The sequence below is a fragment of the Pseudomonas sp. NS1(2017) genome (genome assembly GCF_002269425.1).
GTDB classification, from domain to species: domain Bacteria; phylum Pseudomonadota; class Gammaproteobacteria; order Pseudomonadales; family Pseudomonadaceae; genus Aquipseudomonas; species Aquipseudomonas reactans.
Genome location: NZ_CP022960.1, coordinates 4259130 through 4273980, shown reverse-complemented (window position 1 = coordinate 4273980; position 14851 = coordinate 4259130). Strand labels below are relative to the sequence as shown.

The following is a 14851-nucleotide window of genomic DNA, read 5'->3' as shown; positions in this document are numbered from 1 at the left end:
CTTATCAAAGAGAGGCTTTGCGGCGGCTGTACAGCCCACCCAGCAAACCCGTCAGGCAACCGATAACCAGGCCGCCGACATGGGCAGCGTTGGCGATTTCGCCGAAACCGATCATCGAGACCAGCCCCGACAGGCAAAGCAGCAACCACACCAGCATCATCACCAGCACCCCACGGGGCAGGCGATAGGCCGGGTTGGGCGACAGTAATTGAAAAATCCAGCAATGGCCGAGCAGGCCGTACAGCACACCGGACAACCCACCGAACAGGCCAGGGCCGCCAAAAACGTATTGAGCGTAGTTCGACACCAGGCTGAACAACAGCGTCAGGCCGAGCAAGTTGATGCTGCCCTGGCGCGCTTCGATGCGCCGCCCCAACTCCCAGTACCACATGCCGTTCATGGCCAGGTGCAGGATGCCGAAGTGGATCAGCATCGGCGTGACCAGGCGCCACCACTGACCCGCCGCCAGGCTGTCGGCCAGGGGCGTGAACTGGATGTACTCGCCGACGATGCGAAACTGCAGGAACGTCAGCCAGCTCATGGCTTGCAGGTTTTCACCGAGCAAGGTCAGCGCGCCTACGATGATGCTTGCCAGCAACACCAGCGCAGTCACCGGGCTTTGGCGCAGTTGCTGCACAAACCCGGGGCGCTTGACCGGCGCCTGCTCGGGAATATCCAGTTGCTGGTCCGGGTCACCGGCGGGAAAGCGTTGATACAGGACACGCACGTCGTCGCTGATGGTTTCCGGCACCCACAACACCTGCTCGCCCGCCTCTTCGCTGACGCGATGGGGCACTTGCATGCGTTGCAGCAACTGGACAAAGCCGCCCAGGTCAACACTCAGGGGCAGGCGCAATACAGCCACGGTACTCATTTGATGACCTCGGGGCGCTCAACGTCGACCCATACGAATTTACTCGGATCCAGCCGCGTTTCCTGATCCAGGCGATAAGCCACCAACTTGCCGTACAGCACGGCGCTGTAGTCCAGGCAGGCCAAATTCTCGCGGATCGGCGCCGGTTTGCCGCTGCGCCAGTAATGCCCGACAAACAACAAGGGTTCGTCGACGCCGTAGCGCAGCAGGGAATTCTTTTCGGTGGACGACAAGGGCGTACGCGCCACTGGCTCCGGCAAGGCGTCGGGCTGGAACACGATGTCGCCGTAGGTCTTGGGGTCGTCCTCCCAGAACTTGGTGCGAAAGAACGAGCGCGTCAGGCCATCGCCACCGGTCAGCGTGAGGCCATCCGGCAGGCGCATGTCGGTGCCGCGCAACAGTCGGTCGAAAGCGTTGCAGGCAAAACTACCCGGCACGGCAGCGGCCTGCAGGAAATGCTGGTCGATGCAGCCGTCCGGGAACGTGGCGCGCAGCGGATCGATAAAGCCGTCATCCCAGCAGGCATGCACCACACGGAAGCGTCCGGCATCGACAAACAGCGGCATGTCATAGAACCAGCCGAGGAAGTCGTGCCAGTCGGCCGGGTGGTGTTCGAACTGGGTCAGGGTTTCGTGGATCAACCGCGCGTGCCGTGGGTTGTGTTCGCGCACGAACTGCCTGCCACTGCCCGGCGGTGCCGGCGTGGTCCAGCCCAGCGCATTGAACTCATGGTTGCCCATGATGCACAGCGCCTGGCCGGCTTCGGTCATGTCGTGGACGATGTGCAACGCCTCGCGGATGCGTGGGCCACGGTCGATGATATCGCCGAGGAACACCGCCATACGCGATGGATGCCGCCAGACTCCGCCGACCTTGTTATAGCCCAACTGGTCGAGCAAGTGCTCAAGGGTATGAGCGCAACCGTGCACGTCACCAATCAGGTCGTAGCTACGCGCGGGATCGAGCATCAGTCGCCTCCACCCCCCAAGCGGCTGCCCCAGCCCAGCTTGGTGCGGCACACTTCGTAGTAGTTGTGGTCCAGCGGGTGGATCAACCGCAACTTCTGTGCCTTTTTGCTCACGGTGATGGTGTCACCGGGGGCGCAGGTGAAATGGTTCTGCCCGTCACACGACACCTGCGGGTAGATTTGCATGTCTTTGGACACCACGATTTTCAGCTCACTGTTGCCGTCGACCACAATCGGCCTGCTCGACAACATATGGGGGTACATCGGCACGATCACAATGGCATCCAGCTTGGGATGCATGATCGGGCCACCCGCCGACAGCGCATAGGCGGTGGAGCCGGTGGGCGTGGCCACGATCAGGCCGTCGGCCTTCTGGCTGCACACGAACTGGCCGTCTATATAGAGTTCGAACTCGATCATCCGCGTTGACTTGCCGGGGTGCAGCACTACGTCATTCAGGGCATCGCCCTGGCCGATGGCTTCGCCGTGGCGGCGCACTTCGGCTTGCAGCAGGAAGCGGTTCTCCACCAGGTAGTGGCCGTCGAGCACCTTGGCCACTTCGACTTCCAGCTCATCCGGGCGGATATCGGTGAGAAAACCCAGGCTGCCGCGGTTGATCCCCAGCACCGGCACGTTATGCCGTGCCAAGGCACGGGCTGCGCCGAGCAGGCTGCCGTCGCCGCCGACCACAATCACCATGTCACACACTTCACCGAGCATCTTGCGTGATGAGGTCTGCAGGCCGTGGCCAGGAAGGATTTCGGCGATGGTGTCTTCGAGGATCACATGCAGGTGGCGGTCCAGCAGGAATTTTTTCAGCCGGCGGACGGTGTCCAGCACCTGGGTACTGCCCAGGCGACCGATAATGCCGATATTGCGAAATTGCTCCATGGGGCTCCTGCGGGATGTGGGGTGTGGCAAAAAGAAGGATTATGGGCGAAAGGCCGCCCCAGGCAAAATCCTTTGTCGCCGTGAAGCCTTGATGACAATGGTTCTCAGCCACCTGCCCGGCACTTAAAAGGCTATGCTCGGACCATGACTGTGTTCCCGGATCTGCACAACCTGCCCCGCCAGCTGCGCCACCCCGAAGTGCGCGACCTGGCGTGGGTGATGCTCGCCCCGCCGATGCTGGCGCAAACACCCTGGCCGCAACGCCATCCGCTGGCCGGCAGCGATTGGGTGCAGCAACCCCACTTACTTGAACAGTGGCTGCGCCAGCTCGACCACGACAGCAGCGCCTTGCAGCAATGGCTGAGCCTGTCACGCACCCGGCGCCTGGGCCTGTATTACGAGCGCCTGTGGCAGTTCGCCGTACAACATGCGCCGGGCGTGGAACTGTTGGCGGCCAATCTGCCAATCCGCCGCGCCGGGCATACCCTCGGCGAGCTGGACATGCTGCTGCGCGACCGTGACGGCGTGCATCACCTGGAACTGGCGATCAAACTCTATCTCGGTCCGCAGGACGGCAATGGCCAGGACACGGATCAATGGTTGGGGCCGGGCTGCCACGACCGGCTGGACCGCAAACTGGCGCATCTGGCCCAGCATCAACTGCCGATTTCAGCGCGGGCGGAAAGCCGAGAGGCGCTGGCGGCGCTGGATATCCAGCAGTTCGATGCACATTTGTGGCTGGGCGGTTATCTGTTATATCCCTGGCCCGGCGAGGCCGTTGAGCCCGTTGGCGCTCATCCACAACACCTGCGGGGACGCTGGTTGCATCAGCGTGATTGGCAAGCGTTTGTCGCCCACAGCCAGCCGGGCCGCTGGCAACCCCTGCCCCGACATGCGTGGTTGGCACCGGCGCATTACTCGGCGGATGAAGTCTGGAGTGAAGAACAGATGAGGGACTGGCTGGCGGAGCTGGACCCGATGGCGCCGGCGCAGTTGTTGGTACGGATGGTTCAAGTAAACGAGGATTGGGAAGAAGCCGAGCGACTGTTCCTGGTGGCCGACCTGTGGCCGAACGTGCCCGGCAACACCTAATCGTCGATATGCCGGTAATCCAGTTGCAGCCCCACCGCCAGCGCCTGTGACCGACCCAAGCGGATCGGCCCACGCTCCATATCAACCAGCACACCAGGACACTCCAGCAACGGCAACCCGGCGATGTCCTTGAGTCGCCCATCAGTGATCACCAGCAGCCGCTGTTGTTCAGCCGGATACCGCTTGCGCCGCTGCGCCAGCCACGCCCCGGCTTCGGTCAACGCCGCGAGCAACGGCGTACCACCGCCCGCGCCCAATTGATCCAACCAATCCGCCAAGCCCTTCGCCGCCTTCAACCCCTGGACCTGCCATTTGGGCGAGTGCCCGCTGGCCGTCAACAACGCCATCCGCGCCCGCTGGCGGTAGGCGTCATCAAACAATTGCGCCAACAAACCCTTGGCATCGGTGAGCGCACCGTGCCGCCGGGTGGACGCCGACGCATCGACAATCACCAGCCACAGCTCATGGGCCGAACGACTGCGCAGTTGATACAGCAGATCCTCACGGGTTTGCGGCCGACCACCGAGCAAGGTGCCCGGCCAATTGATCGAGCCTTGTTTCGCGCTGCGCGCCTTGCCGTACCTGCCGCTGTCCAGTCGCCCTGCCTTGGGGCGGGCATCCGCCCCCGCGTCAGGTCGGGGGCGAATGCCTAGGGCTTTTTTGGCCAGGTGGGGACTTCCCGGCGCGCGCCCGTGGGCAGGGCCGGAGCGGGCAGGTCGCCCCACTGGCCTTGGCCTGGCGAAGCGTCGGAGGATTTGGGCGACTGCCCTTCACTTGGCGGGTTGGACGATGGGGCTTGTTCCTGGCGACGATGGCGCAGGGCAAACTCGGCCACCGCTTCGATATCTTCCTCGGCGATCGCACTGGCGCCACGCCAGGCGGCATGGGCCCGAGCGCCGCGCAACCACACCAGGTCCGCACGCAAACCGTCGACACCTGCTGCAAAACACCGCTCGGTGATCTGTGCCAGCGCCTCGTCATCCAGCGCAATCGTGTCGAGCCGTGCCCGCGCCTGGGTGCAGCGCTCACGCAAGGCCGCCTGCGACGCTTCCCATTGCGCGCAGAACGCCGCCGGATCGTTGTCGAAATCCAGGCGCCGACGAATAATCTGCCCACGCTCGGCCGGCAAGGTCTGCCCGCTCAACGCCACGTTGAAACCGAAACGGTCGAGCAGTTGCGGCCGCAACTCACCCTCCTCCGGGTTCATGGTGCCGATCAGCACGAACCGCGCCGAATGGCGATGGGAAATGCCGTCGCGCTCGATCAGATTGGTGCCGCTGGCGGCCACGTCCAGCAGCAAATCCACCAAATGATCGGGCAGCAGGTTGACTTCATCGACGTACAACACGCCGCCATCCGCCTTGGCCAATACACCGGGGGAAAACTGCGCCCGGCCCTCGCCCAATGCAGCATCCAGGTCCAGCGTGCCGACAAGGCGCTCTTCAGTCGCGCCCAAGGGCAAGGTCACGAACTGACCGCTGGCGAGCAGGTCCGCCAGACCACGCGCCAAGGTCGACTTGGCCATCCCGCGCGGGCCTTCGATCAGCACACCGCCGATCTTTGGGTCGATGGCGGTCAGGCACAGTGCCAGTTTCAAGTCATCGGCGCCGACCACGGCGGACAGCGGGAAATGGGGAATATCGGTCATCAGCTGTCTTCTTCTATATCCAGCAACAGGTTTTCCAACGCCTCGCGGTACGCCCCCGGCTCCTGCCACATGCCACGTTGCTGGGCCTCCAGCATGCGCTCAGTCATATCACGCAGCGCATCGGGGTTGTGTTGCTGCACAAAGGCGCGGGTGTCGGGGTCGAGCAAATAAGCGTCGGCCAACAGGGCATATTGGTGATCGTCAATCAGCGCCGTGGTAGCGTCGAAGGCGAACAGGTTGTCCACGGTCGCCGCCATCTCGAAGGCACCTTTATAGCCATGGCGCTTCACGCCTTCGATCCACTTGGGGTTGGCGGCGCGGGAACGGATCACCCGGTTCAGCTCTTCCTTCAACGTGCGGATCTTCGGCAGGTCGGGCTGGCTGTGATCACCATGATAGCTGGCCGCCTTGTCGCCGCTCAGGGTTTCCACCGCGGCGAGCATGCCGCCTTGGAATTGGTAGTAATCGTTGGAGTCGAGCAGGTCGTGCTCGCGGTTGTCCTGGTTTTGCAAAACGGCCTGCACCTGGCTCAAACGCTGGGCAAACTGCGCGCGGGCGGCGGTGCCTTCGTCGGAACCGCCATAGGCGTAGCCGCCCCAGTTCAAGTAAACCTCGGCCAGGTCTTCACGACTTTGCCACAGGCGACCGTCGACCGCGCCCTGCACGCCCGCGCCATAGGCGCCGGGCTTGGCACCGAAGATGCGCCACCCGGCCTGTTTCGCCGCCGCTTCTGCGTCCAGGCCAGACTGGAGCAGCGCCTCACGCTCACTACGCACCTTGGCCGCCAGCGGGTTCATGTCGTCCGGCTCATCCAGCGCAGCCACTGCCTGCACTGCGGCGTCGAACAGGCGGATCAGGTTGGCGAAGGCATCGCGGAAAAAGCCCGACACCCGCAAGGTCACGTCCACGCGCGGGCGGTCCAACAGGCTGATCGGCAGGATCTCGAAATCATCCACGCGCTGGCTGCCGGTCGCCCACACCGGGCGCACGCCCATCAGTGCCATGGCCTGGGCAATATCGTCGCCGCCGGTGCGCATTGTGGCAGTGCCCCACACCGACAGGCCGAGCTGGCGCAGGTGGTCGCCGTGGTCCTGCAGATGTCGCTCAAGAATCAGGTTGGCGGATTGGAAACCGATGCGCCAGGCCGTGGTGGTGGGCAGGTTGCGCACATCGACGGTGAAGAAGTTGCGCCCCGTCGGCAGCACATCCAAACGCCCGCGACTCGGTGCACCACTCGGACCCGCCGGTACAAACCGGCCGCTGAGGGCATCCAGCAATCCGCGCATTTCCGCAGGGCCACAAGCATCCAGTCGCGGTGCAACCACGATGCGCAGGCTTTCGATAACCGCCTTCACCTCCTCCCAGCCGGGTTCTTCCAACTGTTCAAGCGGGCCTTCGAGCGCCTGCTCGATCAGCCGTGCGGCATACAGCTCCAGGCGTTCGCGGGTATCGCCAGCGGTGCGCCACAATTGCGCGTCGATCTTCTGCAATACCTGAGGTCGGCGCCCCGTCCAAGGTTCGGCCAGGGCACAGTCCAACGGATCAAAGCCCAAGTCGAAAGCCTTGGCCAACACACGCAGCAGGCTCGATTGCGGGCCACGCCCATCGCCACGCGGGATACGCAACAAGGCCAGCAACGTGTCGATACGCAAACGGCCTGCGGGCGACTCACCAAAGATGTGCAGGCCATCGCGGATCTGTGACTCCTTCAAGTCGCACAGGTAAGTGTCCAGGCGCGGCAACCACACGGCGGCATCGGCGTCGCTCTCCAGCTCAAGCTCCTGGTCGATGCGGGTTTCGCGCACCAGCTTGAGGATGTCTTTCTGCAACTCCAGGGCGCGGCGCGGATCGAGCAGTTGCGCTTCGTAATACTCGTCCGCCAGCAATTCAAGGTTACGCAACGGGCCGTAGGTTTCAGCACGGGTCAGCGGCGGCATCAGGTGATCGATGATCACCGCCTGGGTACGACGCTTGGCCTGGGCGCCCTCGCCCGGATCGTTGACGATAAACGGGTAGATATTCGGCAGCGGCCCCAGCAGTGCATCGGGCCAGCAGTTTTCCGACAGGCCGACGCCCTTGCCGGGCAACCATTCAAGGTTGCCGTGCTTGCCCACATGGATCACACCGTGGGCGCCATAGGTGTGGCGCAGCCAGAAATAGAACGCCAGGTAGCCGTGGGGCGGCACCAGGTCCGGATCATGGTAAACCGCGCTGGCGTCCACCTGATAACCCCGCGCCGGTTGGATACCGACAAAGGTCATGCCCAGGCGCAGGCCGGCGATCATCATGCGGCCATCGCGGAACATCGGATCGTTATGGGGCGTGCCCCAGCGCTCCACTACCGCCTGGCGATTGGCCTCGGGCAAGCGGCTGAACATCGCCTCGTACTCGTCCAGGCTCATGCTCTGGTGGCAGGGGCGAAGGTCGAGGCTGTCCAGGTCGTTAGTGACGCCACCCAGTAAATCGTGGATCAGCGCCGTGCCGCTCTCCGGCAGTGCATCCGGTACCGGATAGCCTTCGGCGTGCAACGCACGCAGGATATTCAGCGCCGCCGCCGGCGTATCCAGGCCGACACCATTGCCGATACGCCCATCGCGGGTCGGGTAGTTGGCAAGGATCAGCGCAATGCGTTTGTCGGCATTCGGCACCCGCGCCAGCTCGACCCAGCGTCGCGCCAGTTCAGCGACAAAATCCATGCGCTCCGGCGCTGCTCGATAGCACACTACATCCGACTGGCTGCGCTCGCTGTGCCAGGCCAGGTCCTTGAAGCTGATCGGCCGACTGATGATGCGTCCGTCCAACTCTGGCAGGGCAATGTGCATCGCCAGGTCACGGGGGCCAAGGCCTTGCTCGCTGGCTTCCCAGCCGGGCTGGTTGTCCTGGGCGCAGATCGCCTGGATCACTGGGATATTGCGGCGAAACGGGCGCAAATGCGGCGCTTCCGGGCTGGATTGGGCGAAGCCGGTGGTGTTGAGGATCACCGCCGCGCCCACCTCGTCCAGCAGGTCCTCGACCACCGCCAGGCAGCCGGGCTCTTTTAAACTGGCCACCGCCATCGGCAACGGGTTGAGGCCCGCCGCTTGCAAGCGCTGGCAGAACACATCGATAAAACCGGTATTGGCCGCCTGCAAATGGGAGCGGTAGAACAGCACCGCCGCCACCGGCCACTCGGCATTCCAGTCGGCCTGCCAATCATTCAGGCGGGCGTTAGCGTGGCGCGGATGATAAATCGCCGTGCGCGGCAGGGTCTGCGGCTCGGCCCAGGCGTAGTCACGGCCCAGGTAGGCACTGGCCAGGCAGCGATAAAAATCCAGCGCATTGCCCAGGCCGCCCTGGCGCAGGAAGTGCCAGAGGCGATCACGCGCTTCGGCGCCGACGGTGCTCAACCCGCTGAGTTCAGGGTCCGGGCGATCATCCCCCGGCACCAGGATCAGCTGCACGCCCCTTTCGGCCAACTCCACCAGACGCTCGATGCCGTAACGCCAATAACCGATACCGCCATGCAGCGAGATCAGGATGACCTTGGCGTGGCGCAGCACTTCATCGACGTACAGGTCGACCGAGGCGTGGTTCTGCACCTGCATCGGGTTGGCCAGGCGAAAGCTGGGGTAATCGTCGGGTAACTGCTGCGCCGCTTCGGCCAGCAGCGCCAGGCTGGAATCGCCGCTGCACAGGATCACCAGGTCAGCGGGGGTTTGGCCAAGGTCGGCAATATTGTCGTCCGAGACGAAACCACCGGGCTGGGTCCTGAGCAGGTGCATGGGTTAAACGCTGAGGGCGGCGCGCAGTTGCGCTTCAAGGCCAGCCGCGTCGAGGTCCTGACCGATCAGCACCAAGCGCGTGATGCGCGGCTCGTCAGCGCTCCAGGCGCGGTCGAAGTGCTTGTCGAAACGCGTGCCCACGCCCTGGATCAGCAGGCGCATAGGCTTGTTCGGGATTGCGGCGAAGCCTTTGACGCGCAGGATGCCGTGTTGCACCACCAGTTGGGTCAAGGCGTCGAGCAGCAATGCTTCGTCGGCTTGCGGCAGGTCGATGGAAATGGAGTCGAAGGCGTCGTGGTCGTGATCGTCTTCACCTTCGTGATGATGATCGTGATGGCTGTGGCGACCGTCGATGTGTTCTTCGGAGCCGGCACCCAGGCCGATCAGCACGTCCAGCGGCAGGCGACCGCTGCTGGCCTCGATGATCTTCACCGCGGGTGGCAGTTCTTCAGCGACTTCAAGGCGCACGCGGGCCAGGTCTTCAGGGCTGATCAGGTCGGATTTATTGAGGATCACCAGGTCGGCGCTGGCCAGTTGGTCGGCGAACAGCTCGTGCAGGGGTGATTCGTGGTCCAGGTTCGGGTCGAGCTTGCGCTGGGCATCGACCTGGTCCGGGAAGGCGGCGAAGGTGCCGGCGGCCACGGCCGGGCTGTCGACCACGGTGATCACGGCGTCGACGGTGCAGGCACTGCGGATTTCCGGCCATTGGAAGGCTTGGACCAGCGGTTTTGGCAGGGCCAGGCCGGAGGTTTCGATGAGAATGTGGTCAAGGTCGCTGCGGCGGGCCACCAATTCGCGCATCACCGGGAAGAACTCTTCCTGCACGGTGCAGCACAGGCAGCCGTTGGCCAGCTCGTAGACGCGGCCGTTGGCTTCTTCTTCGGTGCAGCCGATGGAACACTGCTTGAGGATTTCACCGTCGATACCCAGCTCGCCGAATTCGTTGACGATCACGGCAATGCGACGGCCCTGGGCGTTGTCGAGCATGTGGCGCAGCAAGGTGGTTTTGCCCGAGCCGAGGAAGCCGGTAACGATGGTGACGGGGAGTTTGGCCAGTGTTTTCATCGGATGCCCTTGGGGGCGGGCATACGGGACGATAGGCCCTGCGACGGTGCGCAGCAGCGGATTTCGTCACCGGATCACCCCGCCCGGTTGAGTAGAAAATCGGTTGCGAGGCAGGTCTCCTGGCTTGGGGCTTGCGGGTCTTGCGACCGGCGCTGGCTGCGCCTTCCCGCCTTTCGGCAGTGGCGTGGCAGTCAGCTGAACCCTTTACAGTTGCGGGGGCAGCCGCGGCTTGGACCGCGTTCCCTTCTTAGCTTCGGCCTGGGGCTGAAGAACCTCGAGGGTGCAAGGCTACGCAGTGCAGACAGGATGGTCAATGTCAGTGGGCTTTATTGAAGAATCAACAAGCGCACTGCCTGCCGACATTGCAGACCTGATCATATTGACGCGAATACATGACGTATTACTTTGCAAAAACTTATCAACCCTGTTCATGGAACAATTAAACGACTTGCGCCACCTAGGGAGGGCAACACAAACATTCTGTCTAGTTAAGAGGCCATGAACGTGATTTCTCCTAGACGTACGACTATTTAAGACACCACAACTGAGATCAACTTATGTCTACTATCGCCTCTACGCGCACCGACGCCACCCCGCAGCCCGCACAACTGAATGAAACCTCCCTGACTTCAACCTCGCGCCCTCTTGAGTCGTTGAGTGATCAAGCGTTGACGAAAAAAGTACTGGAATTGGCCCCTGCACTTGACCCCTGGGGAAACGAATTTTTCACGCTCCATACTGCCGATCGAATGGCAAAAGGCACACAAGAGAACGGCGAACCTGCTACCCAAGAACAAATAGAGACGATGAAGGAGTTTCTGGCACGCCCTGATCTTTATGATCACCTCGATAGCCTGCCCTATGGTAGCACCCCAGACGGAAATATAGATTTGGATTCAGTTGCCTATATAGCGGGAGAGATTTCACAGGTTAGTGACCGCAAGCTGATGCAGTTAGCCAAGGATTTCCATACCACTTACGACACCACAGATAATGGTTATGTCAACTACAACGAACTGAGAAAAGCCGAAGACCGTGACATTCCCGAACTGGCAAAAAAAGTTGCCCGAGAGTTACTCGCGCGCCCAGAACTTCTTAAGCAATTGGATATTGGTGTCGGCTTCCTCGGGTTCGCAGGCAAGGATGATGAACGCTATGACGTCACCAACCTCGACTATATGATTAAAAACAGTTCCAAGCGGGTTAATTACCCATCCAGGAGTATAACTGTCTGACCTCCTGGAAGGACGAGGCGTACAACACTTGAGTCATTGACTTCATGTATTTGACGCACATTGCTCGTCCATGCTCTCCTACACATCTTGTTTCGGGTGCCCTTCACAGGGTGAAACGGGAAACCGGTGCGTCATAGCGATATGACCAGTCCGGTGCTGCCCCCGCAACGGTAAGCGAGCGAAGCGTCAGATCCACTGTGCCGGTACGGCATGGGAAGGCGATGTTTAATAGGCGCAATGCCCCTCGCAAGCCCGGAGACCGGCCCGAAAAATCAGATAACAAACCCGCGGTGAGCGGGCGCTGTTCAAACCCTGCGTGCCCGGCTCGCGGGGTTTTCATGCGCTCGTTTCACCCTGATACCTGAAAGGGACGCGCCATGTCGATCATCAGCAGCACTCCGCACTCCGTCAGCAGCACCTCCACCCTGAGCCAACGCCTGACCGCCGCCATCGGCGCGTCGATCCTCGGCGCGTGCCTGGTGTATTTCGCCGGTTTCTCGCATATCGAGGCCGTACACAACGCTGCCCACGATACCCGCCACAGCGCCGCGTTCCCGTGCCACTGAGACCTGCCGACATGATCAAGCGTATCGCGCAAACCGCAGGTTTCACCGGTCTGTTGGCCGCCCTGCTGCTGACTCTGCTGCAAAGCTTTTGGGTCGCCCCGCTGATTCTGCAGGCGGAAACCTTTGAAAAAGCCCCGGCCGCCACCGAAATGGCCCACGAGCACGCCGAAGGTGCTGCCGCCCATACCCATGACGCCGAAGCCTGGGAGCCGGAGGACGGCTGGCAGCGCGTGTTGTCCACCACGGGCGGTAACCTGGTGGTCGCCGTCGGTTTTGCGCTGATGCTGGCCGGTCTCTATACACTGCGCGCGCCAACCCGTACCGCCCAAGGCCTGCTGTGGGGCTTGGCCGGTTACGCAACCTTCGTGCTGGCACCGACGATGGGCCTGCCGCCTGAGCTGCCGGGTACTGCCGCCGCCGACCTGGCGCTGCGCCAGACCTGGTGGATCGGCACTGCGGCGTCTACCGCTGCCGGCACCGCCTTGATCGTGTTTGGTCGCAACTGGCTGCTGAAAGTACTGGGTGTAGCGATCCTCGCCGTACCGCACGTGATCGGCGCACCACAGCCGGAAGTGCATTCGATGCTGGCCCCGGAGGCCCTGGAAGCGCAGTTCAAGATCGCTTCGCAGTTGACCAATGTCGCCTTCTGGCTGGCCCTGGGCCTGATCAGCGCGTGGCTGTTCCGTCGCAACCGTGACGACCAATACTCGGCATGACCCTGGTGGTCGGCCTGGGGTGCCAGCGGGGCTGTGATGCTCATACCTTGCTGGCGCTATTTGATGCCGCCCTCGCCGAGGGCGGTATCGAGCGCCAGCGCATTGCTGCGCTCGCCAGTATCGATCGCAAACAGAATGAACCGGGATTACTGGCACTGGCGCAGACGCTGAACCTGCCATTGCAGTGTTTCAGCGCTGAACAATTGGCGGTATTTGAACACCGCCTGAGCCATAAATCCGACATCGCTTTTGCCCATACCGGCTGTTATGGCATCGCCGAAAGCGCCGCGCTGGCCCTTGCCGAACGCCTCACAGGCAGCCCTCCGCGCCTGCTGATTACCCGCAAAAAAACTGCCCAGGCCACCTTTGCATTGGCTTGCGCCGACTAAAATCCCGATAATCGCCCTCCCCGATCATGAGCAACATTCATGCTCGCCCGCTTTTCGACAGGAACCACCATGACCGTCTACTTCATCGGCGCAGGCCCCGGCGACCCGGAACTGATCACCGTCAAAGGCCAACGGCTGATCCGCAGCTGCCCGGTGATCATCTATGCAGGCTCATTGGTCCCCACGGCGGTTTTGGAAGGTCATTCGGCAGAAACGCTGGTCAACAGCGCCGAATTGCACCTGGAGCAGATCATCGATCTGATCAGGACAGCTCACGGGAAAGGCCAGGATGTGGCGCGCGTCCATTCTGGCGATCCAAGCTTGTATGGCGCCATAGGCGAACAGATCCGCCACTTGCGGGAGTTGGGCATCCCCTTCCAGATCATTCCCGGCGTCACCGCCGTAGCCGCCTGCGCAGCCTTGCTGGAAACCGAGCTGACCCTGCCGGACATCGCCCAGAGCGTGATCCTGACCCGCTACGCCGATAAAACCAGCATGCCCGCCGGCGAGGATTTCGACAGCCTGGCCCGGCATGGCACCACCATGGCGATTCACCTGGGGGTCAATCACTTGGAAAAGATCGTCGCTGAACTGCTGCCGCACTACGGCGCGGACTGCCCGATTGCTGTGGTGCACCGGGCGACCTGGCCGGATCAGGATTGGGCGATGGGCACCTTGAGTGATATTGCCGAGAAAGTGGCGGTCAAGGACTTTCGGCGCACGGCATTGATTGTGGTGGGCCGAGTGTTGGCGAGTGACAGCTTCAGCGAATCGTCGCTGTATCGTGCGGGCCATGCCCATCTTTACCGCCCCTGAAACCCGGGCATAAAAAACGGCGCTCACGGGGCGCCGTTTTTTTGTTCGCAGTGAACGCCTTACTCAGTAGTAGGCGTTTTCTTTCTGCGTGTGGTCGGTCACGTCACGCACACCCTTGAGCTCTGGAATGCGCTCCAGCAGGGTGCGCTCAATGCCTTCGCGCAGGGTCACGTCCGCCTGGCCACAGCCTTGGCAACCGCCGCCGAACTTCAACACCGCAATGCCGTCATCGACCACGTCGATCAGGCTGACCTGGCCGCCGTGGCTGGCCAGGCCTGGGTTGATCTCGGTCTGCAGGTAGTAGTTGATACGCTCGTTCACCGGGCTGTCGGCGTTGACGTTGGGCACCTTGGCGTTTGGCGCCTTGATGGTCAACTGGCCGCCCATGCGGTCGGTGGCGTAGTCGACCACGGCGTCGTCGAGGAAGGCTTCGCTGAAGGCATCGATGTAGGCGGTGAAGCTTTTCAGCCCCAGGGCGGTGTCTTCAGGTTTCTCTTCACCAGGCTTGCAGTAGGCGATGCAAGTCTCGGCGTATTGGGTGCCGGGTTGGGTGATAAAGACGCGGATGCCGATACCCGGGGTGTTCTGCTTGGACAGCAGGTCAGCCAGGTAATCGTGGGCGGCGTCGGTAATGGTTATGGCAGTCATGGAAACTCCTCACAGGCTTGCCGGCAGTTTACGCCAAAATATTACGTAGGTACAAAGTCCTAGTGTTTTTGTCGGGATAGGTTTGTTTTTGGGGGCATATCCGTTATTTGGGTGATGGCGGCCTATGGTTCCGCCCTTACGGCGGGTCACTTTTGGAAAAGAGCCCCAAAAGTAACCAAAAGG

At 62.2% G+C, this 14851-nt stretch carries 14 protein-coding genes and 2 riboswitches; of the genes, 6 read left to right on the top strand and 8 right to left on the bottom strand.

Annotated elements, in window-relative coordinates; genetic code table 11:
• Positions 1-4: 4 nt before the first annotated feature.
• From CI807_RS20155 to CI807_RS20145, 3 genes are read right to left on the bottom strand one after another with little or no spacing between them, the layout of a single operon-like run.
• The gene (locus tag CI807_RS20155) at positions 5-874 is read right to left on the bottom strand and encodes a rhomboid family intramembrane serine protease (RefSeq protein WP_016979428.1); all 870 of its coding nucleotides are present in this window, start codon (positions 872-874) and stop codon (positions 5-7) included.
• Positions 871-1845, bottom strand: coding sequence for a metallophosphoesterase (locus tag CI807_RS20150; RefSeq protein ID WP_371858013.1), 975 nt, complete (start codon positions 1843-1845; stop codon positions 871-873). The genes CI807_RS20155 and CI807_RS20150 overlap by 4 nt, the downstream gene beginning before the upstream one ends.
• Positions 1842-2732, bottom strand: a complete 891-nt coding sequence (locus CI807_RS20145; protein ID WP_038845279.1) for an NAD(+) kinase — start codon at positions 2730-2732, stop codon at positions 1842-1844. The genes CI807_RS20150 and CI807_RS20145 overlap by 4 nt, the downstream gene beginning before the upstream one ends.
• A gap of 144 nt (positions 2733-2876) precedes the next feature.
• Between CI807_RS20145 and CI807_RS20140 the strand changes: the two genes are divergently transcribed.
• Complete coding sequence (locus tag CI807_RS20140; RefSeq protein WP_095015906.1) at positions 2877-3824, top strand: DUF1853 family protein; 948 nt, start codon at positions 2877-2879, stop codon at positions 3822-3824.
• On the opposite strand, the gene CI807_RS20135 is transcribed toward CI807_RS20140, so the two are convergent.
• From CI807_RS20135 to cobW, 4 genes are read right to left on the bottom strand one after another with little or no spacing between them, the layout of a single operon-like run.
• The gene (locus CI807_RS20135) at positions 3821-4420 is read right to left on the bottom strand and encodes a VWA domain-containing protein (RefSeq protein WP_095017588.1); all 600 of its coding nucleotides are present in this window, start codon (positions 4418-4420) and stop codon (positions 3821-3823) included. The genes CI807_RS20140 and CI807_RS20135 overlap by 4 nt on opposite strands.
• Before the next feature lie 53 nt (positions 4421-4473).
• Positions 4474-5472 (bottom strand): ATP-binding protein, encoded by a 999-nt coding sequence (locus CI807_RS20130; protein ID WP_095015905.1) that lies wholly within the window; start codon positions 5470-5472, stop codon positions 4474-4476.
• Positions 5472-9233 (bottom strand): cobaltochelatase subunit CobN, encoded by a 3762-nt coding sequence (gene cobN / locus CI807_RS20125; protein ID WP_095015904.1) that lies wholly within the window; start codon positions 9231-9233, stop codon positions 5472-5474. The genes CI807_RS20130 and cobN overlap by 1 nt, the downstream gene beginning before the upstream one ends.
• Before the next feature lie 3 nt (positions 9234-9236).
• Complete coding sequence (gene cobW, locus CI807_RS20120) at positions 9237-10298, bottom strand: cobalamin biosynthesis protein CobW (protein ID WP_095015903.1); 1062 nt, start codon at positions 10296-10298, stop codon at positions 9237-9239.
• Positions 10299-10389: 91 nt separating this feature from the next.
• Positions 10390-10590, bottom strand: a riboswitch (cobalamin riboswitch).
• Between the two features lie 265 nt (positions 10591-10855).
• Between cobW and CI807_RS20115 the strand changes: the two genes are divergently transcribed.
• The 5 genes from CI807_RS20115 to cobM all read left to right on the top strand — a co-directional run bounded on the left by CI807_RS20115 (position 10856) and on the right by cobM (position 14020).
• On the top strand, positions 10856-11533 hold the full coding sequence (locus tag CI807_RS20115; RefSeq protein ID WP_095015902.1) for a hypothetical protein: 678 nt from the start codon (positions 10856-10858) through the stop codon (positions 11531-11533).
• A 77-nt stretch (positions 11534-11610) separates the two neighbouring features.
• A riboswitch (cobalamin riboswitch) is annotated at positions 11611-11816 on the top strand.
• Between the two features lie 94 nt (positions 11817-11910).
• Positions 11911-12099 carry a CbtB domain-containing protein gene (locus tag CI807_RS20110; RefSeq protein WP_095015901.1) on the top strand — a complete coding sequence of 63 codons (189 nt, stop codon included), beginning with the start codon at positions 11911-11913 and terminating at the stop codon, positions 12097-12099.
• Positions 12100-12110: 11 nt separating this feature from the next.
• Positions 12111-12815, top strand: coding sequence for a CbtA family protein (locus CI807_RS20105; protein ID WP_095015900.1), 705 nt, complete (start codon positions 12111-12113; stop codon positions 12813-12815).
• Entirely contained in the window at positions 12812-13204 is a 393-nt protein-coding gene (locus tag CI807_RS20100; RefSeq protein WP_095015899.1) for a cobalamin biosynthesis protein, read from the top strand. The genes CI807_RS20105 and CI807_RS20100 overlap by 4 nt, the downstream gene beginning before the upstream one ends.
• A 69-nt stretch (positions 13205-13273) precedes the next feature.
• Entirely contained in the window at positions 13274-14020 is a 747-nt protein-coding gene (cobM, locus tag CI807_RS20095; RefSeq protein WP_095015898.1) for a precorrin-4 C(11)-methyltransferase, read from the top strand.
• A gap of 63 nt (positions 14021-14083) precedes the next feature.
• On the opposite strand, the gene nfuA is transcribed toward cobM, so the two are convergent.
• Complete coding sequence (gene nfuA, locus CI807_RS20090) at positions 14084-14668, bottom strand: Fe-S biogenesis protein NfuA (RefSeq protein WP_003190728.1); 585 nt, start codon at positions 14666-14668, stop codon at positions 14084-14086.
• Positions 14669-14851 lie beyond the last annotated feature (183 nt).